Here is a 21,536-nt window from a genome sequence, read left to right as displayed (position 1 = left end):
GACAAGCATCCGTTTAAGGATTCGGCACACCGGCAAAAAGAGTTATGTCGTTTTGTTAACTTTTATAACACCGTCAAGCCCCACAAGAGCCTGAAAGGCGACACCCCTTTTGAGGTTTTACAGGCTTATTTTTCTCAACCTGTTGTGTAAACAACCCGACCATTTCCTACATCTCAGGCCGTCTGAAAATTTTTCAGACGGCCTGAATGGTTTTCTCATTTTCACTCAAACGCCATAACGATACAGGGTAGTCGGTTTCCGCCCTGTTTTTTTATGCGTTTGCGGCTTCTTCAAAACCCGTTACCTCCAGCCCGAAGCCCGTCAGCCCGTTCATGGAAGAAGGTTTGCCCATCACGCGCATTTTCTGCACGTTGAGGCCGGCGAGAATCTGCGCGCCGATACCGTAGGTTTTTTTGTCCCATTTTTTCACTTGGAAGCTGTTTTTTGGCAAAGTGCGGTCGAGCAGGGCGCTGCCGTCTTCGGTGCGGTGCAGCAGGATAATCACGCCGCTTTCGGCCTGCTGGATGTGTTGCAGCGCGGCAGGCAGCGGCCAGGAATGGTTGGGGTCGGCCTGAAGGAAGTCCATCACCGAAAACGGTTCGTGCACGCGCACGAGGGTTTCTTTTTCGGGGCGGATTTCACCTTTCACCAGCGCCAGATGGGTTTCGCCGGACAGTTTGTCGACATAAACGTGTTGCTGGAATTCGCCCCACGGGGTTTGCACGGAGGTGTCGCCCATTTCTTCGAGCAGGCTTTCGGTGCGGCTGCGGTATTCGATTAAGTCGGCGATGGTGCCGATTTTGAGGTTGTGCTCTTCGGCGAACTTCATCAGCTCGGGCATGCGTGCCATGGTGCCGTCGTCGTTGAGGATTTCGCAAATCACGCCGGCGGGAATCAGGCCGCTCATCTGCGCCAGATCGACGGCGGCTTCGGTGTGTCCGGCGCGCACGAGCACGCCGCCTTTTTGTGAGCGCAGGGGGAAGATGTGGCCGGGCTGGACGATGTCTTCGGGTTTGACGGTAGGCGACACGGCCGTCTGAATGGTGAGCGCGCGGTCGGCGGCGGAAATACCGGTGGAAATGCCGTGGGCGGCTTCGATGGATACGGTGAAGTTGGTGCCGTATTGGGCACCGTTTTTCTGCGTCATCTGCGGCAGTTTGAGGCGGTCGACCAGCTCGTCGTTCATCGGCAGGCAAACGAGTCCGCGGGCGTGCTTAATCATGAAGTTGACGGCCTGCGGGGTAACAAATTGGGCGGCCATCACCAAATCGCCTTCATTCTCGCGGTCTTCGGCGTCGGTGATAATCACCATTTTGCCGGCTTTGATGTCGGCGAGGATTTCGGAAATAGGGGAGATGTTCATCGGATAACCTTTTTATTATTGCGGTTTGTCTTGGCTTGCAAGTTGGTTTTATCTGTTGTTTTTGAATAAGCAGGCGGCCGTTATTGTAGCACTATTGTTCAGAAAAAAGCGTTTGCAGCAGGGTTTCAGACGGCCTTGGTGATGCAGGCCCGCACAAGGGCGTGCGGCAGGCTATGCACGCGGCGGATGGTTATGCGGGCTACGCTTGCCGGGCAAGCCGCGCACCGTATGGTTGAAAGCAGAGTTGGAATTTTAATCGCTTATAAACAGAAATGCCGTCTGAAAAGTAGAAAGTTTTTCAGACGGTATTTTGATTAGGGTTTGCTGACAATTCGTGTTGCGTTTGAATTTATCGTTTTTGCCGACAAAATCAAGATGCAAAGCGAATTGTAAGTAGCTTCTATAGTTAAATTAAAAATATTCAAAATAATTGATTTTTGGGATAAAAAAAGTTACAATGCGTAAATTTTAGAGTGCGGGGTTTGGATTGGAACATGATTGAGTGAGGCATTTGCCGAGACTTGGTTCAAATAAATTTTTTATGTTGATATGTTGTTCTATATCCGGATTATTGTATCCATACAGTTATTAATTTTATTAAGCTAAGGAGATTTTGATGAAACGCTTATCAGCTTTATTACTGAGTGCCTTATTATTGGGTGCTTGTGCCAGTTCTGGTAATGCTACCCTGAAAAACATAGACTTGTCGGAGGTCAAACAATATGTTGTAGAAGGACGGACCACAAAACAACAGATGCAAGATAAATATGGTTCGGCCGACAACGTTAGTTTTACGGACGGAGGTAATGAAATTTGGACATATAGATACTCTGAAGCTACTTCACATGCCAGTAACTATATTCCTATTGTCAATATTTTCAGTAGCGGGCATGACATCAAAACCAAAGAAATGGTTGTAATGTTCGATAAAAATAATATCGTGCAACGCTTTACCGTGCGCGAATCCAATTCCACCGAAAAAGTAGGGATCTTGGGTAAATAAGTGAATCGATGTTTAAAATCGGCCCGGAACGGGAAATTTCCCATTCCGGGGTTTTTTTATGGGGTTAATGGACAAGATGAGACCTTTGCAAAAAAACCAATTCAAATCAGACGGCCTGAGACCTTTACAAAAATACCTTAAGGCCGTCTGAAATGTTTAAATCCCGTCATTCCCGCGCAGGCGGGAATCCAGATGTAAATATTGAAGTATTGATTAAACAAATACTTGAATGCCAAGCACCTGGATTCCCGTCTGCGCAGGAATGACGGGAAATAATTTTTTGTGATGTTTTTTAATTTTGCAAAGGTCTCAGATTGGCTTATTGCAGAAAACACAAAGGCAAAACAGGTTTCCCTGCCTTGTTAAATAAATAAAAAGGAATATACCATGACCGAAAAACTCACTCTTGAAAACGCCATTGCGCACCGTTCTTTTAATGCATCCGGCAAACCGGATGAAAAGGTTGATGTCTTGATTGGAAAACCGTTCAAATTGCATAAAGAAGAATGGGCTTGTCCTTACCGTATTGTTGGTGCGGGTAAAGACTTGAACTTTCAAGTCCATGCGCTGGACAGCATTCAAACATTGCAAGTTATTTGGAAAGTGATCGACGGAACCATTGTCGGGGCAGACTTGGAGCTTTGGGAAGGTGAATACAAGTTTGCCGGCTTTGCGGCAGAAGCTGACTAAGCGGATTGCCTGCTGATTTAATAAAGTTAAGCAAGCGCAGATACTGTGTTGCCGGCCCGCCAGCCAAGCGGCAGACAATATCTGCAATAACGGCCAAGGGTTCAAACTGATTAAAATGCACGAAATCAAAAAAACAGGCCGAGACCTTTGCAAAATTCTTTGAGGTCGTCTGAAACATCCGATTATCGTCATTCCCGCGTAGGCGGGAATCCAGTCGTTTTTCTCTAAGCCATTGAAATAAAATAATTGATGGTTTGAAGGGCTGGATTCCCGCCTGCGCGGGAATGACAGGATTTAAGTATTTCAGACGGCCTTAAGGGTATTTTTGCAAAGGTCTCAGGCCGTCTGAAAAGGTTTTCAGACGGCTTTTGCAATAAAAAACCGAGCAATGCGTGCGTGTGTACTGTACATCTCTGTGTTTTACTGCATCGGGTGTTTTATTTCTCGGTAAACTGGCCGTAGGCCATGATGCGGTCGAAACGGCGGGTGAGCAGGTCGGCCATCGGCATATCTTGCGCGGTACGCAATTGTTCGGTGAGCACGTCTTTCACGCGTTTGGTGATTTCCGCGTGGTCGCGGTGCGCGCCGCCCAACGGCTCTTCGATGATGCGGTCGATCAAGCCCAAATCGGCCAGGCGTTTGGCGGTGATGCCCAAAGCCTGTGCGGCATCGGGGGCTTTTTCGGCGGTTTTCCACAGAATAGATGCGCAGCCTTCGGGCGAAATCACCGAATAGGTGGAATATTGCAGCATGTTCACAAAATCGCCCACGGCAATCGCCAACGCACCGCCGGAACCGCCTTCGCCGATGATGGTGCACAGCACGGGCACACGCAGTTTGGTTAATTCATACAGATTGCGGCCGATGGCTTCGGATTGGTTGCGCTCTTCGGCACCGATGCCGGGGTAGGCGCCCGGGGTGTCGATAAACGTCATCACGGGCAGGTGGAATTTTTCGGCCAACTGCATCAGACGCAGGGCTTTGCGGTAGCCTTCGGGGCGCGGCATGCCGAAATTGCGGCGGATTTTTTCTTTGGTGTCGCGGCCTTTCTGATGGCCGATTACCACGACGCTCTGACCGTTAAAACGCGCCAAGCCGCCGATAATGGCATGGTCGTCGGCAAAATGGCGGTCGCCGTGAAGCTCTTCAAAATCGGTGAAAATGGCGTCGATATAGTCTTGAGTGTAGGGCCGTTGCGGGTGGCGCGATACTTGCGACACCTGTGCGGGGGTGAGTTTGTTGAAAATCGATTTGGTAAGGTCGGCGCTTTTCTTTTGCAGGCGGGTGATTTCTTCGGAAATATCCACGGCGGATTCGCCCTGCACAAAACGCAATTCGTCGATTTTTTTGGTTAATTCGGCGATAGGTTGTTCAAAATCCAGAAAAACGGGTTTCATAATTATGCTCTTGATTCAGTAGGATTCAAACGTAATGATACGCTAAGGAAAGGGCTTTGGCAGCATCTATCGTGAAATTCCCGAAGCTTTCGCGCCCCGGTTATGCCGCGATATTCCGGCCGCCGCACTTTCAGACGGCATCTGCTTTAGAAATTCCTGTTTATCGGCGGGAACCTGATTTTAGTGTAAAAGCTCCCGATATGGGATTGTGTATCTTATGCTAAACTCGGCCGCACATCAATCAATACGGCACCATTATGAACAATGCTCACGACAAAGCCGCCATGCGCCTCGACAAATGGCTGTGGGCGGCGCGCTTTTTCAAAACCCGTGCGCTGGCGCAGAAGCACATCGAGCTGGGGCGGGTGCAGGTTAACGGGGCGAAGGTGAAAAACAGCAAAAACATCAGCGCGGGCGACGTGTTGGATTTAACGCTCAATTCGCTGCCTTATAAAATCAAGGTGTTGGCGCTCAACCACCAACGCAGGCCGGCGCCCGAAGCGCGTATGCTGTATGAAGAAGACCAGGAAACCGCCCGCCGCCGCGAAGAGCAGAAACTGCTCGACCAGGCAAGCCGCGTCAGCGCCGCTTATCCCGACGGTCGTCCGACCAAGCGCGACCGCCGCCAGATCGATAAAATTAAACGCGGCGAATGGTAACTTTGATGCCGTTTGCTTTTCAGACGGCTTGCCGGCGGGTGTTGCAAAGGTCTCGGGTTTTTCCATATCCGCATAAGGCCGTCTGAAACCATAAAGCATTTCTGCTTCCCCGCATCGGCCGGTGCGGATATTCGCGTATAATCCGCCGCTGATTTATTCCCACGTTAAAAACCGCTATGACTCCAGCCCAACTCGACCACACCGCCGCCGTATTGGCCGGTATGCTTACGTTCAAACAGCCGGCCGATGCCGTGCTTTCCGCCTATTTCCGCGACCACAAAAAGCTCGGCCGCCAAGACCGCCACGAAATCGCCGAAACTGCATTTGCCGCTTTGCGCCATTATCAGAAAATCTCCGCCGCCTTGGGTAGCCCGCACACGCAGCCGCGCCAGGCCGCGCTGGCCGCGCTGGTGCTCGGCAGGGGCATGAATATCAGCCAATTGGCCGGTTTGCTTGATGAAGAGGAAAGCGAATTTTTAGGCCGTCTGAAAAGCCGTAAAAACGAGTTTTCAGACGGCCTCAACACAGCCGCCGAACTGCCAGAATGGCTGATTAATCAAATGCGCCCGCATTACGGTGATGAGGCTGTGCTTGCGTTCGGGCGCAGCGTCAACCGCCCCGCACCGCTGGATTTGCGCGTCAACACGCTCAAGGGCAGGCGCGATAAGGTGCTGGCCGCGCTTCAGGCCGAAGGGCTGAATGCCGAGGCCGCGCCTTATTCGCCATGGGGCATCCGCCTGCACGACAAAACCGCGCTCAACAAACACCCGCTGTTTCTCGACGGCACGCTGGAGGTGCAGGACGAAGGCAGCCAGTTGCTGGCATTGCTGGTCGGCGCCAAGCGCGGCGAAATCGTGGTGGATTTTTGTGCCGGAGCGGGCGGCAAAACGCTGGCCGTCGGCGCAATGATGGCCAACAAAGGCCGCGTTTATGCGTTTGATATTGCTGAAAAACGCCTGGCCAACCTAAAGCCGCGCATGGTGCGCGCGGGGTTGACCAATATCCACCCCGAACGCATCGGCAGCGAAACCGATCCGCGCATAGGCCGTCTGAACGGCAAGGCCGACCGCGTGCTGGTGGATGCGCCGTGTTCCGGCTTGGGCACGCTGCGCCGCAACCCCGATTTGAAATACCGCCAGTCGCCCGAAACCGTGGCCAAGCTGTTGGAGCAGCAGCACAGTATTCTCGATGCCGCCGCCGCGCTGGTGAAAGAACAGGGCCGCTTAGTGTATGCCACGTGCAGCATCCTGCCTGAAGAAAACGAGCGGCAGGTGGAGCGTTTTCTGGCCGAACACCCCGAGTTCGAGCCGGTGGATTGCACCGCTTTGCTGGCTGCGGCAAAAGTGGATTTGGATACGGGCGTTTACCTGCGTTTGGACACCGCCGCGCACCAAACCGACGGTTTTTTCGCTGCGGTGATGCAGCGCAAAGGGTAGAGCGGTTTGGTTTTTGGAAAGAGAAATATAAAGGAAACTTTTCAGACGGCCTGAAACCTTTGCAAAAATATCTTGAGGCCGTCTGAAATGCTTAATTCCCGCCATTCCTGCTTACCCGGGAATGGCGGGAATCAGATTTTTTAGGTAGTCATTTGAATTTTGCAAAGGTATCGGCCTGAGTGAATTTTACAAAGGTTTTAAATTGTAAATTCACCCCGTAAAACCGAAAAATAGTGTACAAGCTGACAGTTTCCTCGCGGAAGCCGCTGCATATCGGAAACGGCTTGCAGTTTAATTTCAAAACGATATGGTTCAATAACAAACAGCGGATATTCCGCAGATCGGAATAGTTCGCCCATACTCAGAAAGGAGCGCTATGCTGACCCTCTCAACCGAGCATATCCGTATGCGGCAGCAAGCAGCAGATAAAGAAGAAGCTTTGCAAATACTGGCTGATATTCTGGTGGCCGATGGTTTGACTATTCCTGAATATCTTAACGGTCTCAAAGCGCGCGAAGCGCAAACCAGCACTTATTTGGGCCAGGGCATCGCCATTCCGCACGGCACGCCCGAATCGCGCACTTCCATCCTCAATACCGGCGTGCGGCTGGTGCATTTTCCCGACGGGGTGTTGTGGGACGGCGAAAATCAAGCCTATCTGGCGGTGGTGATTGCGGCCAAGTCCGACGAACACCTGCAAATTCTGCAACTGTTAACCCGTGCCCTGTCTGAAAATGTCGAACAGGCTTTGCGCACCGCAGAAACGCCCGAACAGATTCTAAGCCTGCTTAATGCCGAACCCGACAGCCTGCTGCTGCACGAAAACCTGATGAGCGCCGGCGCCGATGCCGCCGACATCGATGATGTGCTGTATCAGGCTGCTGTTTTGTTGAAGAAGCAAAAAGTGGTGGCGCCGGGCTTTCTCAGCGCCCTGAAACCGCAAGATGCGGTGCAGTTGCAAGACGGCTTATGGTGTTTGACTGCGGAAGACGCGGTGTTACAGCCGGCGGTGGCGATTGTTAAGCTGAAAGAGGCTATACCGTTTCGCGACGGCAGTTTGTCGACGCTGGTATGTGTTGCCGCCAACGATAAGCTTGATTTGCAACGCCTCTCGCATTTGATGGATATGCTGTTTCAACCCAAAGCACTGCAAAACAGCGAATCACGCCGCGAATTGGCGCTGGCGGTGGGCGCGGAAACCGTACCCGATTGGCAGTCGGCCAGCGTGGTATTGGCTAACGCCCACGGCCTGCACGCACGCCCGGCCACGGCGCTTGCCAACGTGTGTAAAGAGTTTGACGGCGAAGTGAAAGTATCGCTGGACGGCGGCAGCTATGTTTCGGCTAAAAGCCTGACCAAATTATTGTCGCTGGGTGCCGAGCGCGGCCAAACCCTGACCTTTATCGCCGAGCCGGACAGCGAGGCGGAAGCCGGTTTGCCGCAAATCATCCAAGCGGTACGCAGCGGTTTGGGCGAAGAAGTGGAAGCCGTTGAAGAAGCTGCACATAGCCCGTCAACAGCAGGCAACAACGATGCCTTTGCAGTAGAAGTGGCGGCATTGCAAGACGATGTGCGTAACCAAGGCGTGGCCGCGTCGCCCGGATTGGCTGCCGGTAAAGCCTATCTGATGAAAGAGGCTAGCTTCCATTATCCGCACACCGCCGAAGACAGCGAAGCCGAACACAGCAAGCTGCAACAAGCGGTAGCCGATGTGAAAGCGGAGCTGGCGCAAATGGTGGCGCAAGCCAAATCGAAAGATATCCGCCAGATTTTCACCGCCCATGCCGCCTTGTTGGATGACCCCGATTTGCTGCAACAAGTCGATGCCGGCATCCGCCAGCAATTGAGCGCCGCCGCCGCTTGGCACAGCCATATCGAAACGCTGGCCAAAGAGCAGGAAGCGTTGAACAACCCGCTGCTGGCCGGGCGTGCGGCCGACTTGCGCGATGTGGGCAATAAAGTGATGGCGCTGTTGTGCGGCGTAAAAGCGGCGGAAGAGCCGCAGGAGCCGTATATTCTGGTGATGGAGGACGTGGTGCCCAGCGTGGTGGCGCGTTTGGATCAGCAAAAAGTGGCGGGTATTCTCACCGCTGCCGGCGGCGCCAGCTCGCACAGCGCGATTGTGGCGCGTGCGCTGGGTATTGCTGCCGTGGTCGGAGCCGGCGAAGCGGTATTGTCGTTGCCAGAAGGCAGCACGCTGCTGATTAACGGCGAAGACGGTGCGTTTTATCTGAATCCGGCGCAAAGCCGTATCGACGAAGCCATGCAGCAGCGCGCATTAATGCAGGAACAACGCAAACTGGCCGAGGCGCACTGCATGGAAGCGGCGGTAACGACCGACGGCCACAGGGTGGAAGTGGCAGCCAATCTCGGCAAGGTGGCCGATGCGGCCGGCGCGGTGCAGCGCGGTGCCGAAGCAGTCGGCCTGCTGCGTACCGAGTTGGTGTTTATGTCGCACGCCAGCGCACCCGATGAGGCACAGCAGGAAAAAGACTACCGCGTGGTATTCGATGCGATGGGCAGCCGCCCGGTGGTGGTGCGCACCTTGGATGTCGGCGGCGACAAACCGCTGCCTTATCTGCCGCTGCCGAAAGAGGACAACCCATTTCTCGGCGAGCGCGGTTTGCGGATGACGCTGCGCCGCCCGCAATTGCTGCGCCAGCAACTTTCGGCGCTGCTGAAAGCTGCCGACGGCCGCCCGCTGCGCATTATGTTCCCCATGGTCGGCCGCTTGGAAGAGTGGCACGCAGCCAAAGCGATACTCGATGATGCGCTGGCCGAAACGCCTTGCCCGAATTTGCAGGTAGGCATTATGGTGGAAGTGCCCTCTGTTGCGCTGATTGCCGAGCATCTAGCCAAAGAGGTCGATTTCTTCAGCATCGGTACCAACGACCTTACCCAATACGTTCTGGCCATCGACCGCGGCCATCCGATTCTTTCCGCCGAAGCCGACGGCCTGCACCCGAGCATTTTGCAGCTGATCAGTCAAACCGTTACTGCCGCACACCGCCACGGCAAATGGGTGGGCGTGTGCGGCGAATTGGCGGCAGACAGCAAAGCGGTGCCGATTCTGCTGGGTTTGGGTGTGGACGAATTAAGCGTTTCCGCCGGCAGCATTCCCTTGGTTAAAGCCCAAGTACGCCGTCTGAACACACCGGAATGTAAGGAACTGGCTGCCGAGGCACTCACTTGCGCCACGGCCGCCGAAGTACGTTCTTTGAGCAGCAGAAACGGATAAATCATGGCTAAATTTTTATGCATTACGCTTAATCCGGCGATTGATTTCACCGTTTCGCTTGATGTTTTGCAAGTCGGTGCGGTCAACCGCCAGCAGGCGGCGGAGCAACACGCCGCCGGCAAAGGCTTGAACGTGGCACAGATTCTGCGCGATTTGGGCCACGAAGTAACCGTATCCGGTTTTCTCGGCAACGGAAATGCCGGGCTGTTCCGGCAACATTTCGCCCGCCAAGGCTTTCGCGACGAATTTGTTTATGTGGAAGGCGAAACCCGTCTCAACGTCAAAATCGCCGAAGAAAGCGGCCGTATGACCGACATCAACGGCAAAGGCTTTATTGTGGGCGACGCGGATAAAGCAGCTTTGTCGGCCAAAATCGCGCCCTTGGCGGCAGAAGCGGACTACGTAGCGGTATGCGGCAGCCTGCCGCAACAGTTTTCACCCGAAGACTTGCAAGACTTATTGGCCTGTCTGAAAAAAGCCAATCCTAAGCTGGCTGTCGATACCAGCGGCGCGGCATTGGCGGCGGCAGTGGCGTGTTCGCCGTTTTTAATCAAGCCCAACAGTGAAGAGTTGCAAGAGAGCTTCGGGTTTGCGGCCGGCACCACCGAAGAGCAGGCGCAAGCCTTGTCCAACTTGCCGCAGCTGGAGCATCTGGTGCTCTCGATGGGTGAAAACGGCGTGAATTGGTGGCATCAAGGCCGCTGCCTGCACGCCGGTGCCGCACCAGTTCAGGTAAAAAGCACGGTTGGCGCCGGGGATACGCTGCTGGCCGGCATCTTGCACGGCCTCGCTTCGGGCCACAGCCCAGAAGAAACCCTGCAAACCGCCGCCGCGCTGGCCGCACACGCGGTCAGCCAAATCGGTTTCGGCATACCCGATAACGAGCGTTTATCGGCATTAAAACAGCATATTTCTATTCAAAAATAGTGGATTCAATTACTTCGATACAAGGCGCAGCAACGCCGTAGCGAAAGTTAAGGGAATCCACTCAAGAGAAGGATTTCGCATCATGAGCACCTCCGTTTTATTCATCCCCAACCACACGGCCAAGGCCGCCAACGCGCTGATTTTGGCGCGCAAACTGGCCTCGCTGGCGCAGGAAAAAGGCTTGCGCGCCGAAGTGGCGGCTTTGTCTGACGCAGCCGCCGGTGATTTTTCCCGCATCGTATTTGTCGGCCAATTGCCGGAACAGATTGGCGCGCTTCCGGCAGACCGTATTGCCGTGGTCGGTTTGCAAGAAGTCAGCGAAAACGCCGCTGCCGCATTGCAACGCGTGTTGAACGAAAGCGGCGGCAGTGCCCAATCTTCCGCCGCCGCACCTGCCGCAGCTCTTGCTGCCGGCGCTACCGCCGCTGCCGCAGTTTCGGCTGCCGGTAAGCCGCTGCATTTTGTTGCCATCACCGCCTGCCCCACCGGTGTGGCGCACACCTTTATGGCCGCAGACGCGCTCAAACAAGGTGCGGCCAAATTGGGCTACACCATCGACGTGGAAACCCAAGGTTCGGTCGGTGCCAAAAGCATTCTGAGCGAGGAATCGATTGCGCGTGCCGATTATGTGATTCTGGCTACCGATATCGAAGTGGACACTTCGCGTTTTGCAGGTAAAAAAGTTTATCGCTGCCCCACCGGTTTTGCCTTGAAACAAACCGACAAAGCGTTTGCCGAAGCCGTTGCCAACGCCCGTGTGCAAGGCGGAGCCGCTGCTGCCTCCGCCGGCCAGGCTGCTGCTCCGGCCAAAGAAAAATCCGGTTTCTACAAACACCTGCTCACCGGCGTATCGTTTATGCTGCCGCTGGTGGTGGCCGGCGGTTTGCTGATTGCCATGTCGTTTATCTTCGGCATCAATGCCTTTGAAGAAAAAGGCTCGCTGGCCGCCGTGTTGATGGAAACCGGTAAAGCCGCCTTCGGCCTGATGGTGCCGATTCTGGCGGGCTATATCGCCTATTCAATCGCCGACCGCCCGGGCCTTGCACCCGGCTTAATCGGCGGCGCGCTGGCGGTGCAACTGCAATCGGGCTTTTTGGGCGGTATCGTCGCCGGTTTCCTTGCCGGTTATCTGGCGCTGCTGTTGGTCAAACACATCAAGCTGCCCGTAACCATGGAAGCCTTGAAGCCGATTCTGATTGTTCCCCTGATCAGCTCGTTGGCAGTCGGCCTGATTATGTTCTACATCGTCGGAGAGCCGGTGGCGCAACTGTTTGCCGCCATGAATAACTTCCTCACCAGCATGGGCACGGCCAATGCGGTTCTGCTCGGTGTGATTATCGGCGCGATGATGTGCGTAGACTTGGGCGGCCCCATCAACAAAGCGGCCTACACTTTCTCGGTAGGCCTCTTGACCACGCAAAACTACTTCCCGATGGCCGCCGCTATGGCCGGCGGCATGGTGCCCGCCATCGGCATCGCGATTGCCACCATGCTGGCCAAACGCAAGTTCACCGAAAGCGAAGTGAGCGCCGGCAAAGCCTCTTTCGTGCTCGGCTTGTGCTTTATTTCGGAAGGTGCGATTCCGTTTGCCGCCCGCGACCCGATGCGCGTGATTCCCTGCTGTATCGCAGGCGGCGCACTCACCGGTGCACTGGTGGCACTATTTCAAAACGAATTGCATGCACCGCACGGCGGCATCTTCGTGTTGCTGATTCCGAACGCCATCAACAAACCCATTATGTATCTGCTCGCCATCGCCGCCGGCAGCCTGCTCACCGGTGTGCTGTATGCGGTATTGAAACGCAAAGACCAAGCCGCAGCAGCAGCGCCCGCTGCCGAAACGGTAGCCGGTTAAGTGTTGTTTCTGTGGGTGGGTTTGCACATTGCTTGAAGAAAGCGATTTCGCAAACCGAAAGCTTTGCAGAATTCATTGAGGCCGTCTGAAAAACGTTTGCTTTTCAGACGGCCTCAAATTTTGTCAAACCCTGCCGAAACTAATAACGAATATAGGGTATTTTTGATTTTAATTTACTATACGAGACCTTTGCAAAACCCCCATCTGCGGCGCATTTCTGCGTTGTGCGCTGCTCGCTCGCTTGCCTATCTACTTGATATGTCTGCGCTCGCTGTGCTGCTACGCCTTGAACTGCATCCGCATCTGAGGGTTTTGCAAAGGTCTCTATACGTTTAATCCGTTATCGGCGGTTTATGCCCCGCGTTTGCCCGCGCGCTTGGCACGGATAACCTCGATCACGCCGGGCAGCACCGAAATCACGATAATCGCGCCCAACACTAGGCCGAGGTTGTTTTTCACCACGGGGATATTGGCGAAGAAGTAGCCCGCATAAGAAAACAGCACCACCCACAACACCGCGCCGATAACGTTGTAGCGGATAAAGCGGCCGTAGTGCATATTGGCCATGCCTGCCACAAACGGCGCAAACGTGCGCACGATGGGCACGAAGCGGGCAATGATGATGGTTTTGCCGCCGTATTTCGCGTAAAACTGGTGGGTTTTGTCGAGATAGCTGCGTTTGAAGATTTTGGAATCGGGGTTGGCGAAGAGTTTGGCGCCGAAATATTTGCCGACGGCGAAGTTGACCGCATCGCCGATAATCGCCGCCGCAATCAGCAGCAGCACCATCATATGAATGTTCATTTCACCGATGGCGGCGATACCGCCTGCGGCGAACAGCAGCGAATCGCCCGGCAGAAACGGCGTAACCACCAGCCCGGTTTCGCAGAAGATAATCAGAAACAAAATGCCGTAGATCCACGCGCCGTATTGGGCGGCCAGTTGGGTGAGGTGTTGGTCGATATGCAGGATAAAGTCGATAACCGCTGAAATGAATTCCATTTTGAAGTGTGCTTTCGGGGTGTTTGTAAAGACAGACCGTCTGAAAACCGTCGGGCTGCGTTTCAGACGGCATAAGCGGGCATAAAGTTCGTTATTTTAAGTGAAAATGCCGCACTCTGCCAAACGCCGCCGCTTGCTGCCGTTTGTTGAAACAACGTACAATGCGGTGTTTTGAAAGCCGCGCGAAAACACACCGTGAACCAGCTGATTTTTGACTTTGCCGCCCGCGATTACCCGTCGTTCGACAAATTTCTGGGCACGTCTAACGCCGAGCTGCTGTATATGCTGCAACAGGCACACGGGCAGTTTGTTTATGTGTGGGGGCAGCAGGGTTCGGGCAAGAGCCATTTGTTGCAGGCGTGGGTGGCGCAGGCTTTGCAGGCGGGCAAAACCGCCGTGTATGTTGATGCCGCAAATACCCCGCTGAACGAAACGGCGCTCGAAGCCGAATATCTGGCGGTGGATCAGATAGACAGGCTCGACGGCGGCGAGCAGGCCGTGCTGTTTGAAATTTTCAACCGCTTCCGCAACAGCGGGCGCGGTTTTTTGCTGCTCAGCGCCGACGTGCCGCCGCACGGGCTGACGGTGCGCGAAGATTTGCGCACCCGCATGGGCTATTGCTTGGTTTACGATGTCAAGCCGTTGAGCGACCAAGAAAAAATCGACGCATTAATGAGCATGGCCGCCGCCCGCCAAATGGTGGTCGAACCCGAAATCTTCCATTATCTGCTCAACCATTGGCGGCGCGACACTGACAGCCTGATGCAGATGCTCGACACCTTAGACCGCTACGCCGTTACGATGGGCAAACGCATCACCCTGCCGCTGTTGCGGCAGCTTCTCAAGGAGCAAGCATGAAAAACCTCGCCATTTTCGATTTGGACAACACCTTAATCAACACCGATTCCGACCACTCGTGGCCGCAATACCTGATTCAGAAAGGCGTGGTCGATGCCGAATACACCCGCGCCCAAAACGACAAATTCTACCGCGACTACCAAAACGGCTGCTTGAACATCGATGAGTTTCTGAAATTCCATCTGGAGCCGCTCAGCCGTTTCAGCAAAGAAGAGCTGGCCGAAATGCACCGCGAATTCACCGCCGCCTTCATCGTCCCACATATTTCGCCTATGCAGAAAATGTTGGTGGAAAGCCACCGCAACGCGGGCGACGAACTGCTGGTGATTTCATCGACCAACGAATTCATCATCACCCCCATCTGCCGCCTGTTCGGCATCGAAAACGTTATCGGCACGCGGCTGGAAACCGGAGCCGACGGCCGCTACACCGGCAATTATGTCGGCACGCCCAGCCTGAAAGAAGGCAAAATCACCCGCCTGAACGAATGGCTGGCAGAGCGCGGCGAAACGCTCGCAAGCTACGGCAAAACCTATTTTTACAGCGATTCCAAAAACGACCTGCCGCTGCTGCGGCTGGTGAGCGACCCGGTGGCAGTCAACCCCGACGAAGTGTTGCAGCAGGAAGCCGAAACCCAAGGCTGGCCTGTGTTGAACTTCAAACTTTAAAAAGGCCGTCTGAAAAATGCCCCGCTTCAAACCCGTTGTCATCACCGCCACCGCGCCGAACCGCGAAGAAGCCGAACGCATCGGCCGCCTGCTGCTCGAAAGCGGCCTTGCCGCCTGCGTGCAATATGAAAACATATTCAGCCAATATGTGTGGAACGGCGAATTGTGCGGCGAAGAAGAAGTCCGCATCGTGATTAAAACCGCCCGCTGCCATTACAGGGCTGTGGAAAAAACCATTGTGCGCAACCACAGCTACGATTGCCCGCAAGTGCTGATGCAGCCCGTGCAGGGTGGTTTTCTGCCGTATTTGAAATGGATGAAGACGCAGCTGGGGCTGTAGGCGCGTTTCCCCGATTTTTATCCGAACCCGTTGTATCAACAGACTCTAGGGCGCGTATGCCGCCTGTCTCCGCTTGTCCCGCCGATATGAACACTATCGAAACCCACCCCTTGCCCCCGTTTCTGCCGGCCAACGCCCGGCTGTTGATGCTCGGCTCGTTTCCGCCGCCGCGTGCGCGCTGGAAAATGGATTTTTATTATCCGAATTTTCAAAACGATATGTGGCGGGTGTTCGGGTTGGTGTTTTTCGGCGATAAAGATTATTTCGTCGAAGCGGGCGGCAAGGCGTTTAAAGAAAGCTTGCTGCGGGAGTTTTTAGCCGATAAGGGCGTTGCCATCAGCGACACGGCGCACAAGGTGCGGCGTTTGCAGGGCAATGCGGCGGATAAGTTTCTGGAGGTTGTCGAGCCGGTGGATTTGGCGGGCCTGCTGGCACACATTCCGCTGTGCCAAACCGTGATGACCACGGGCGAGTTGGCCACGGATACCTTGCTCGCTTTGATGCCGTCTGAAACCGCCAAGCCAAAAATCGGGGAATATGCCGAAACGGTGTTCGGCGGGCGGAGTTTGCGTTTGTACCGCCTGCCGTCGTCATCGCGGGCCTATCCGCTGGCGCTGGAGAAAAAGGCGGAAGCCTACGGGCGTTTTTTCAGGGAAATCGGCTTGTTGTGAAGCAGGTTTTTTTAGGTGCTGAAATAACTTGCAAAGCTATCAGGCCGTCTGAAAACGCCGGCATTTGCTTCAGCCGCCATGCAGCCGCCCATTTTCTATCCGCCGGATTTCGTCGCCCAGCACTTCGGCATCGGCGGCATCGTGGGTAATCAGTATCATCGGAATGCCGCTTTGTTGTTGCAGTTGCAGCAGTTCGCGGCGGGTGTGGCGGCGCAAATCGGCATCGAGTGCGGAAAAAGGCTCGTCGAGCAGCAGCAGTTTCGGCTGCACAATCAGGGTGCGCGCCAGGGCGGTGCGCTGTTTTTGGCCGCCTGAAATTTCGTGCGGATAGCGGTCGGCAACATGGGCAAGCTGCAATAAATCGAGCCAGCGGCGCACGTTTTCAGACGGCCTTTTGGCCGGATTGCGCCAGCCCGCCTGCACGCCGAAAGCGATGTTCTGGCTCACGGTCAGGTGCGGAAAGAGGGCGTAGTCTTGAAACATCAGCCCGGCGCGGCGGCGGCGCGCGGGCAGGTTGCAGCCGTTGCCGAACCAAGTTTCGCCGCCGATGCGGATATGCCCGCCGTCGGGCTTCAGCAGCCCGGCAATCAGTTGCAGCGTGAGGCTTTTGCCCGAACCCGAAGCGCCCAGCAGCACCAGTTTTTGCACATCGGATTGCAGGCGGATATCGAGCGAAAACGACGGCAGTTGTTTGCGGATATTGATGTCGAACAGCATCAGCCCCTCCCGTCGCGCGCGCGCGCCAGCCGGCCGACCGCCAGCAGAATCACGATGCACACCGCCGAAACCAGCACCACCAAACCGTTGGCCAGCGCATCGTCGCCCGCCTGCACGGCCTCGTAAACGGCGATGGAAAGCGTTTGCGTCTGCCCCGGAATGCTGCCGGCAATCATCAGCGTGGCGCCGAATTCGCCCAAAGCGCGGGCAAAAGCCAGCAGCACGCCGGCGAGAATACCGCGCCAGGCCAGCGGCAGGCTCACGCGGAAAAACACCGCCCATGCGCCCAATCCCAACACGCCCGCAGCCTGCTCGAGCTGCGGGTTCACACTTTCAAACGCCGCCCGCGCGGGTTTGAATACCAGCGGAAACGTTACCGCCGCCGCCGCAATCACCGCCCCCTGCCAAGTGAAAATCAGATTGATGCCGAACGTTTCGCGCAGCCAGCCGCCGAAAGCGCTGTTGCGCCCCAAAAGCACCAATAAATAATAGCCGAGCACGGTGGGCGGCATCACCATCGGCAGCGTGAGCAGGGTGTCGAACAGATTACGGCCGGCAAAACGCCAATGCGCCAGCGCAAAGCCTGTGGCGGTGCCGAGCAATACGTTTAACAGGGTTGCCAGAGCGGCCACTTTCAGCGAAAGCAGCAGCGTAACGGTTAGGGATTCGGTCATTTTTAAGGTGTGTGGGGAGTATCGTGGCCGTCTGAAAAATTCAGACATACAAGGCGGGCAGAGACCTTTGCAAAACCCCTAGATGTGGATGCAGTTCAAGACGTAGCAGCGTAGCGAGCGCAGACATAACATGGAGTTAGGCAAGCGAGCGAGCAGCGCATAACGCAGAAATGCGCCGCAGATGGGGGTTTTGCAAAGGTCTCGGACATTGCTGCCCGCCGTTTCAATATGTAATATGCCGTTAAGGCTTTTTAAACCCGTATTTGTCCAATACCGCACGCCCTTTGAGCGAGAGCACATAAGCCGCAAAGCGTTTGGCTTCCGCCGGAGCCTTGCTCTGTTTGGTTACGGCAATCGGGTAGGAAACCGGCTTTTCGGTAGGCACGGTTTTCAGCACTTTCACCTTGTCTTTCATCAGCGCCGCATCGGTGTGATACACGAAACCCGCATCCACCTCGCCGCGCGCCACATAGTCGAGCGACTGGCGCACATGCTGGGTGTTGATGATTTTCGGTTGCAACGCCTGCCACAAGCCGGCTTTTTCCAAAACGGCCTTGCTGTAGCGGCCCACCGGCACGCTGGCGGGATTGCTCACGGCGATGCGGTCGAAGCGTTCGCTTTCCAAGTCGCTCAGTTTGTTGATACGCAGTTTGCTGTTAAGCGGTGCGGCAATCACCAATGAATTAAGCGCGAAATCGCGGCGGGTTTTGGTGTCGATAACGCCTTCTGCGGCGGCCTTATCCATGGTTTCCTGGTCGGCAAACGCCAAAACATCCACCGGCGCGCCCTGCAACACCTGTTGCAGCAGCGTGCCCGAGCCGGCGGTGTTCAGCCGGATTTTGTCTTGCGGATACTGCTTTTCATATTGGGCGGCGATTTCTTTAAAAGCATTGCTCAGGCTGGCGGCGGCGGAAACGGTGATTTCGGCGGCCGAAGCGTAGGGTGCGGCAACGGCCAGCAACGAGGCCAAAATGATAGAACGGGCTTTTATCATGCGGTTTAAACCTTTTTGTAAACGGTTGCAATCGGAATAAGAACGGGGTTTTTAGCACCGTTTGCAGGCCGGTATAAGTGTTCTCGGTAACTACTACTAAAGAACTATTCAAAAAGGCGGCGATTTTAGCATAAGGCGGCTGCGGCGGCCTTAATTAGCATAAACGGCAACCGCCCGCTAATCCTATCGGGCAATCATTGCGGCCGCGGGTTTTCGTGTAGAATCCGAACCGTTACCACTTTGTTTGCCGTTTCAGACGGCCTTTTTCCACATGATTACGATTTTGTATTTCGGCGTATTGAAACAGCAGCTGCACACCGCGCAAGAATCTATCGAATGGCAGGGCGGCACGGGAGAAGATTTGCTGGCATTGTTGAGGGCGCGCGGCAGCGAATGGGAAAGCGCGCTGGCTCCCGGGCGGATTTTCCGCCTGGTTATCAACAAAAAAATCAGCGGCTGGGGCGATGCCGTGCCCGACGGAGCCGAAATCGGCCTGTTGCCGCCGGTAACGGGGGGCTGACGATGCAGCCCGTTATCCGCATCCAGCATGAAGATTTCAACCTGCAACAAGAATACCGCGCCCTGCTCGACGGCGGCGGCAACATCGGTGCGGTGGCCGCCTTTGTGGGTTTGGTGCGCGACCGCGACACCGCCACGCCTTTGGCGCACCTGTTTTTGGAACATTATCCCGAAGTAACCGAAAACGAAATTGCGCGCATCGTTCAGACGGCCTCGCAACGCTGGCCGCTGGCCGCCTGCACCGTGATCCACCGCGTGGGCGAACTGGCGGCGGACGAACAGATTGTGTTGGTGCTGGCCGCGTCCGCCCATCGCAAAGCCGCGTTTGCCGCTGCCGAATTCATTATGGACTATTTAAAAACCGAAGCGCCGTTTTGGAAAAAAGAAACTTTTTCAGACGGCCTCGAACGCTGGGTTGAAGCCAAACAGAGCGACACACTCGCCAAAGAAAAATGGGAGGAGCAAACATGAAAATCAGCGCACTCATTATGGCGGGCGGAGAAGGCCGCCGCATGGGCGGGCAAGACAAAGGCTTGGTTAAATGGCAGGGAAAAGCCTTTATCGACCACGTTATCGGCAACCTGCAAAATCAAGTGAGCCACATTGCCATCAGCGTTAACCGCAATATCGAAGCCTATGCCGAACGCACGCCCCATGTGTTTGCCGATGCCCGCCAATGGCAGGGGCTGGGGCCGTTGGCCGCACTCAGCACCGCCGCCAGCGACGTGCGCCTCACCACGGCCGACTGGCTGCTGATCGTGCCCTGCGACACCCCGAACCTGCCCGATGATTTGGTGATTACCTTTCTGATGGATGCGCAAGATTACCCCGCCACCGCCGCCTTCTATGCCGAAACCGACGCGCAGCCGCATTACAGCATTATGTTCGTGCGCCCGCAGCTGCTGCAAAGTACCGTCGATTACCTCTACACCGGCATGCGCACCCTGCGCGGCTGGCTCGAACAGCAGCACGCCCGCCCCGTGCATTTTCCCGACGAGGCCGCCTTCGCCAACTACAACTCACCGCAAGATATGGAACCGACATCATGATAGATTTCGACACCGCCCGCAGCAGCCTGCTCGACAGCCATACCTGCACGCTCGGCAGCGTCAACCTCACGTTGGGCGAAGCCGCCAACCGCGTGTTAGCCGCCCCGCTGGCCGCACGCTATCCCTCGCCGCTGTTCGATAACAGCGCTATGGACGGTTACGCCGTGTGCGATCCCGAAGGCCGTCTGAAAACCTTTACTATTACCGGCCGCACGCAGGCGGGCGACACCGCGGCCGCCCCGTTGCAGGCCGGAGAAGCCGTGCGCATTTTCACCGGAGCGCCGCTGCCCGCCAACGCCACCGCCGTGGTGCCGCAAGAGGAAACCGAAACCGACGGCGGCACGCTCACCGTAACCGCCGCCATCAAACCCGGCCAGCACATACGGCGGCAGGCCGAAGAAATCAGCATCGGCCAAGAGCTGTTGATTAAAGGCAGCAAACTCAACGCCGCCGCCCTCGGCCTCGCCGCCTCGCAAGGCTACGACCGAGTGCCCGTGTTCGACAAACTCAGCGTAATCGTGTTTTCCAGCGGCAACGAAATCACCGAGCCGGGCATGCCGCTGGAAAACGGCAGAATCTACGACGCCAACCGCTATCTGCTGATTTCGTGGCTGCAAACGCGCGGCGCGCAAGTGATGGACGGCGGCATACTGCCCGACGACTTGGCCCGCACCGAAACCGCACTGGCCTACGCAGCCAAAAAATTCGATGTGATCATCACCAGCGGCGGCGCATCAGTAGGCGAGGCCGATTATCTGAAACAGGCCATAGAAAACACCGGCTCGCTCACCACCCACACGCTCGCCATCAAACCCGGCAAGCCTTTTGCCTGGGGGCACATCGGCAACGCCAAAGTATTCGTTCTGCCCGGCAACCCCGTGGCTGCTTTCGTTACCGCACACCTGCTGCTGCTGCCCGTGCTCAATAAACTGATGGGCAAACAGGAACGCAACTGGACGCTGCCGAAAATCACCGCCAAAGCCGCGTTTTCCACCCGCAAAGCCATCAAACGCCGCGAATTTTTGCGCGTCGGCATCCGCATCGACGATAACGGCGAAACACAGGCCGTGTTGCTGCCCAACCAAGGCTCCGCCATGCTCGGCACCTGCGTAACCGCCGAAGCCCTGTGCGAAGTCCCCGCCGGCCAAACCGTGGGAGAGGGCGATACGGTAACGCTTTATCTGCTGCCCGGTTGAACCGGTATACCAAAACAAAACGGCAGGATAACCTACCGTTTTGTTTTGATTTATTTACTGCCTGGCTTTTCAGACGGCTTTAAATATTTGAAAAAATGGTAAGGCGAGCCAACGCTGTAATTATTTTAAAGTGGGTAGCAACTGTGTTGCCAACTCGTCAGTCAGCAACATCAAACACGGTTAATCAAGCGCATTGCAGGCCGTCTGAACACAGATAGTCGCGTACCCGTGCGTTCAGTATTCTCAGCAGTTTGTGCATACACGCATTGATGGCTACTTT

Annotated in this window: 23 protein-coding genes and 1 pseudogene; 17 read left to right on the top strand and 7 right to left on the bottom strand. The window is 55.5% G+C overall.

Features of this window, described 5'->3' with window-relative positions; translation table 11 throughout:
* Positions 1 to 150: integrase core domain-containing protein (locus NQ012_RS13105; RefSeq protein WP_257065795.1), on the top strand; the 150-nt coding region annotated here is incomplete at its 5' end.
* Positions 151 to 271: 121 nt separating this feature from the next.
* Here NQ012_RS13105 and ribBA read toward each other — a convergent pair.
* Positions 272 to 1,363, bottom strand: coding sequence for a bifunctional 3,4-dihydroxy-2-butanone-4-phosphate synthase/GTP cyclohydrolase II (ribBA, locus tag NQ012_RS12020; RefSeq protein ID WP_257067827.1), 1,092 nt, complete (start codon positions 1,361 to 1,363; stop codon positions 272 to 274).
* Between the two features lie 616 nt (positions 1,364 to 1,979).
* Between ribBA and NQ012_RS12015 the strand changes: the two genes are divergently transcribed.
* Both NQ012_RS12015 and NQ012_RS12010 read left to right on the top strand, forming a co-directional pair.
* The gene (locus tag NQ012_RS12015; protein ID WP_257067826.1) at positions 1,980 to 2,366 is read left to right on the top strand and encodes a hypothetical protein; all 387 of its coding nucleotides are present in this window, start codon (positions 1,980 to 1,982) and stop codon (positions 2,364 to 2,366) included.
* Positions 2,367 to 2,753: 387 nt separating this feature from the next.
* Complete coding sequence (locus NQ012_RS12010; RefSeq protein ID WP_257067825.1) at positions 2,754 to 3,056, top strand: DUF6968 family protein; 303 nt, start codon at positions 2,754 to 2,756, stop codon at positions 3,054 to 3,056.
* 437 nt (positions 3,057 to 3,493) lie between these two features.
* Here the strand turns inward: NQ012_RS12010 and NQ012_RS12005 are convergent, their stop codons facing one another.
* Positions 3,494 to 4,453, bottom strand: coding sequence for an acetyl-CoA carboxylase carboxyltransferase subunit alpha (locus tag NQ012_RS12005; protein WP_257067824.1), 960 nt, complete (start codon positions 4,451 to 4,453; stop codon positions 3,494 to 3,496).
* A 257-nt stretch (positions 4,454 to 4,710) separates the two neighbouring features.
* On the opposite strand from NQ012_RS12005, the gene NQ012_RS12000 reads away from it, so the two are divergent.
* The 6 genes from NQ012_RS12000 to NQ012_RS11975 all read left to right on the top strand — a co-directional run bounded on the left by NQ012_RS12000 (position 4,711) and on the right by NQ012_RS11975 (position 12,904).
* Positions 4,711 to 5,112 (top strand): RNA-binding S4 domain-containing protein, encoded by a 402-nt coding sequence (locus NQ012_RS12000; RefSeq protein ID WP_257067823.1) that lies wholly within the window; start codon positions 4,711 to 4,713, stop codon positions 5,110 to 5,112.
* A 176-nt stretch (positions 5,113 to 5,288) separates the two neighbouring features.
* Entirely contained in the window at positions 5,289 to 6,548 is a 1,260-nt protein-coding gene (locus NQ012_RS11995; protein WP_257067822.1) for an RsmB/NOP family class I SAM-dependent RNA methyltransferase, read from the top strand.
* Positions 6,549 to 6,924: 376 nt separating this feature from the next.
* On the top strand, positions 6,925 to 9,786 hold the full coding sequence (ptsP, locus tag NQ012_RS11990) for a phosphoenolpyruvate--protein phosphotransferase (protein WP_257067821.1): 2,862 nt from the start codon (positions 6,925 to 6,927) through the stop codon (positions 9,784 to 9,786).
* 3 nt (positions 9,787 to 9,789) lie between these two features.
* The gene (gene pfkB, locus NQ012_RS11985; RefSeq protein WP_257067820.1) at positions 9,790 to 10,713 is read left to right on the top strand and encodes a 1-phosphofructokinase; all 924 of its coding nucleotides are present in this window, start codon (positions 9,790 to 9,792) and stop codon (positions 10,711 to 10,713) included.
* Positions 10,714 to 10,795: 82 nt separating this feature from the next.
* Positions 10,796 to 12,568 (top strand): fructose-specific PTS transporter subunit EIIC, encoded by a 1,773-nt coding sequence (locus NQ012_RS11980; protein WP_257067819.1) that lies wholly within the window; start codon positions 10,796 to 10,798, stop codon positions 12,566 to 12,568.
* Between the two features lie 189 nt (positions 12,569 to 12,757).
* Complete coding sequence (locus NQ012_RS11975) at positions 12,758 to 12,904, top strand: lipoprotein signal peptidase (RefSeq protein ID WP_257067828.1); 147 nt, start codon at positions 12,758 to 12,760, stop codon at positions 12,902 to 12,904.
* 15 nt (positions 12,905 to 12,919) lie between these two features.
* On the opposite strand, the gene NQ012_RS11970 is transcribed toward NQ012_RS11975, so the two are convergent.
* The gene (locus NQ012_RS11970; protein WP_257067818.1) at positions 12,920 to 13,570 is read right to left on the bottom strand and encodes a DedA family protein; all 651 of its coding nucleotides are present in this window, start codon (positions 13,568 to 13,570) and stop codon (positions 12,920 to 12,922) included.
* Positions 13,571 to 13,765: 195 nt separating this feature from the next.
* Between NQ012_RS11970 and hda the strand changes: the two genes are divergently transcribed.
* The 4 genes from hda to NQ012_RS11950 all read left to right on the top strand — a co-directional run bounded on the left by hda (position 13,766) and on the right by NQ012_RS11950 (position 16,107).
* Entirely contained in the window at positions 13,766 to 14,428 is a 663-nt protein-coding gene (hda, locus tag NQ012_RS11965) for a DnaA regulatory inactivator Hda (RefSeq protein ID WP_257067817.1), read from the top strand.
* Positions 14,425 to 15,096 (top strand): HAD family hydrolase, encoded by a 672-nt coding sequence (locus NQ012_RS11960; protein ID WP_257067816.1) that lies wholly within the window; start codon positions 14,425 to 14,427, stop codon positions 15,094 to 15,096. The genes hda and NQ012_RS11960 overlap by 4 nt, the downstream gene beginning before the upstream one ends.
* A 16-nt stretch (positions 15,097 to 15,112) precedes the next feature.
* Positions 15,113 to 15,436 carry a divalent-cation tolerance protein CutA gene (cutA, locus tag NQ012_RS11955; RefSeq protein WP_257067815.1) on the top strand — a complete coding sequence of 108 codons (324 nt, stop codon included), beginning with the start codon at positions 15,113 to 15,115 and terminating at the stop codon, positions 15,434 to 15,436.
* Positions 15,437 to 15,522: 86 nt separating this feature from the next.
* On the top strand, positions 15,523 to 16,107 hold the full coding sequence (locus tag NQ012_RS11950) for a uracil-DNA glycosylase family protein (RefSeq protein WP_257067814.1): 585 nt from the start codon (positions 15,523 to 15,525) through the stop codon (positions 16,105 to 16,107).
* A gap of 69 nt (positions 16,108 to 16,176) precedes the next feature.
* On the opposite strand, the gene NQ012_RS11945 is transcribed toward NQ012_RS11950, so the two are convergent.
* From NQ012_RS11945 to modA, 4 genes and pseudogenes are all read right to left on the bottom strand, one after another.
* Complete coding sequence (locus NQ012_RS11945) at positions 16,177 to 16,824, bottom strand: sulfate/molybdate ABC transporter ATP-binding protein (protein WP_257067813.1); 648 nt, start codon at positions 16,822 to 16,824, stop codon at positions 16,177 to 16,179.
* Positions 16,824 to 17,498 carry a molybdate ABC transporter permease subunit gene (gene modB / locus NQ012_RS11940; protein ID WP_257067812.1) on the bottom strand — a complete coding sequence of 225 codons (675 nt, stop codon included), beginning with the start codon at positions 17,496 to 17,498 and terminating at the stop codon, positions 16,824 to 16,826. Before modB ends, NQ012_RS11945 begins: the two co-directional genes overlap by 1 nt.
* Positions 17,499 to 17,538: 40 nt before the next feature.
* Positions 17,539 to 17,694 (bottom strand): annotated as a pseudogene (locus NQ012_RS11935) (lipoprotein signal peptidase).
* 45 nt (positions 17,695 to 17,739) lie between these two features.
* Complete coding sequence (gene modA, locus NQ012_RS11930) at positions 17,740 to 18,492, bottom strand: molybdate ABC transporter substrate-binding protein (protein WP_257067811.1); 753 nt, start codon at positions 18,490 to 18,492, stop codon at positions 17,740 to 17,742.
* Between the two features lie 271 nt (positions 18,493 to 18,763).
* Here modA and NQ012_RS11925 point away from each other — a divergent pair, with 271 nt between their 5' ends.
* The 4 genes from NQ012_RS11925 to NQ012_RS11910 are packed head-to-tail and all read left to right on the top strand — an operon-like array spanning position 18,764 to position 21,256.
* Positions 18,764 to 19,012, top strand: a complete 249-nt coding sequence (locus NQ012_RS11925) for a MoaD/ThiS family protein (protein WP_257067810.1) — start codon at positions 18,764 to 18,766, stop codon at positions 19,010 to 19,012.
* A gap of 2 nt (positions 19,013 to 19,014) precedes the next feature.
* Entirely contained in the window at positions 19,015 to 19,482 is a 468-nt protein-coding gene (locus NQ012_RS11920; protein ID WP_257067809.1) for a molybdenum cofactor biosynthesis protein MoaE, read from the top strand.
* Positions 19,479 to 20,060 (top strand): molybdenum cofactor guanylyltransferase MobA, encoded by a 582-nt coding sequence (mobA, locus tag NQ012_RS11915; protein ID WP_257067808.1) that lies wholly within the window; start codon positions 19,479 to 19,481, stop codon positions 20,058 to 20,060. Before NQ012_RS11920 ends, mobA begins: the two co-directional genes overlap by 4 nt.
* On the top strand, positions 20,057 to 21,256 hold the full coding sequence (locus NQ012_RS11910; protein WP_257067807.1) for a molybdopterin molybdotransferase MoeA: 1,200 nt from the start codon (positions 20,057 to 20,059) through the stop codon (positions 21,254 to 21,256). Before mobA ends, NQ012_RS11910 begins: the two co-directional genes overlap by 4 nt.
* The last annotated feature ends 280 nt before the right edge of the window (positions 21,257 to 21,536 follow it).

The organism is Neisseria dentiae (assembly GCF_024580525.1).
Lineage (GTDB): Bacteria > Pseudomonadota > Gammaproteobacteria > Burkholderiales > Neisseriaceae > Neisseria > Neisseria dentiae_A.
Note: the sequence above shows the minus strand (reverse complement) of the source record. Positions and strands in the feature narration are given on the sequence as shown.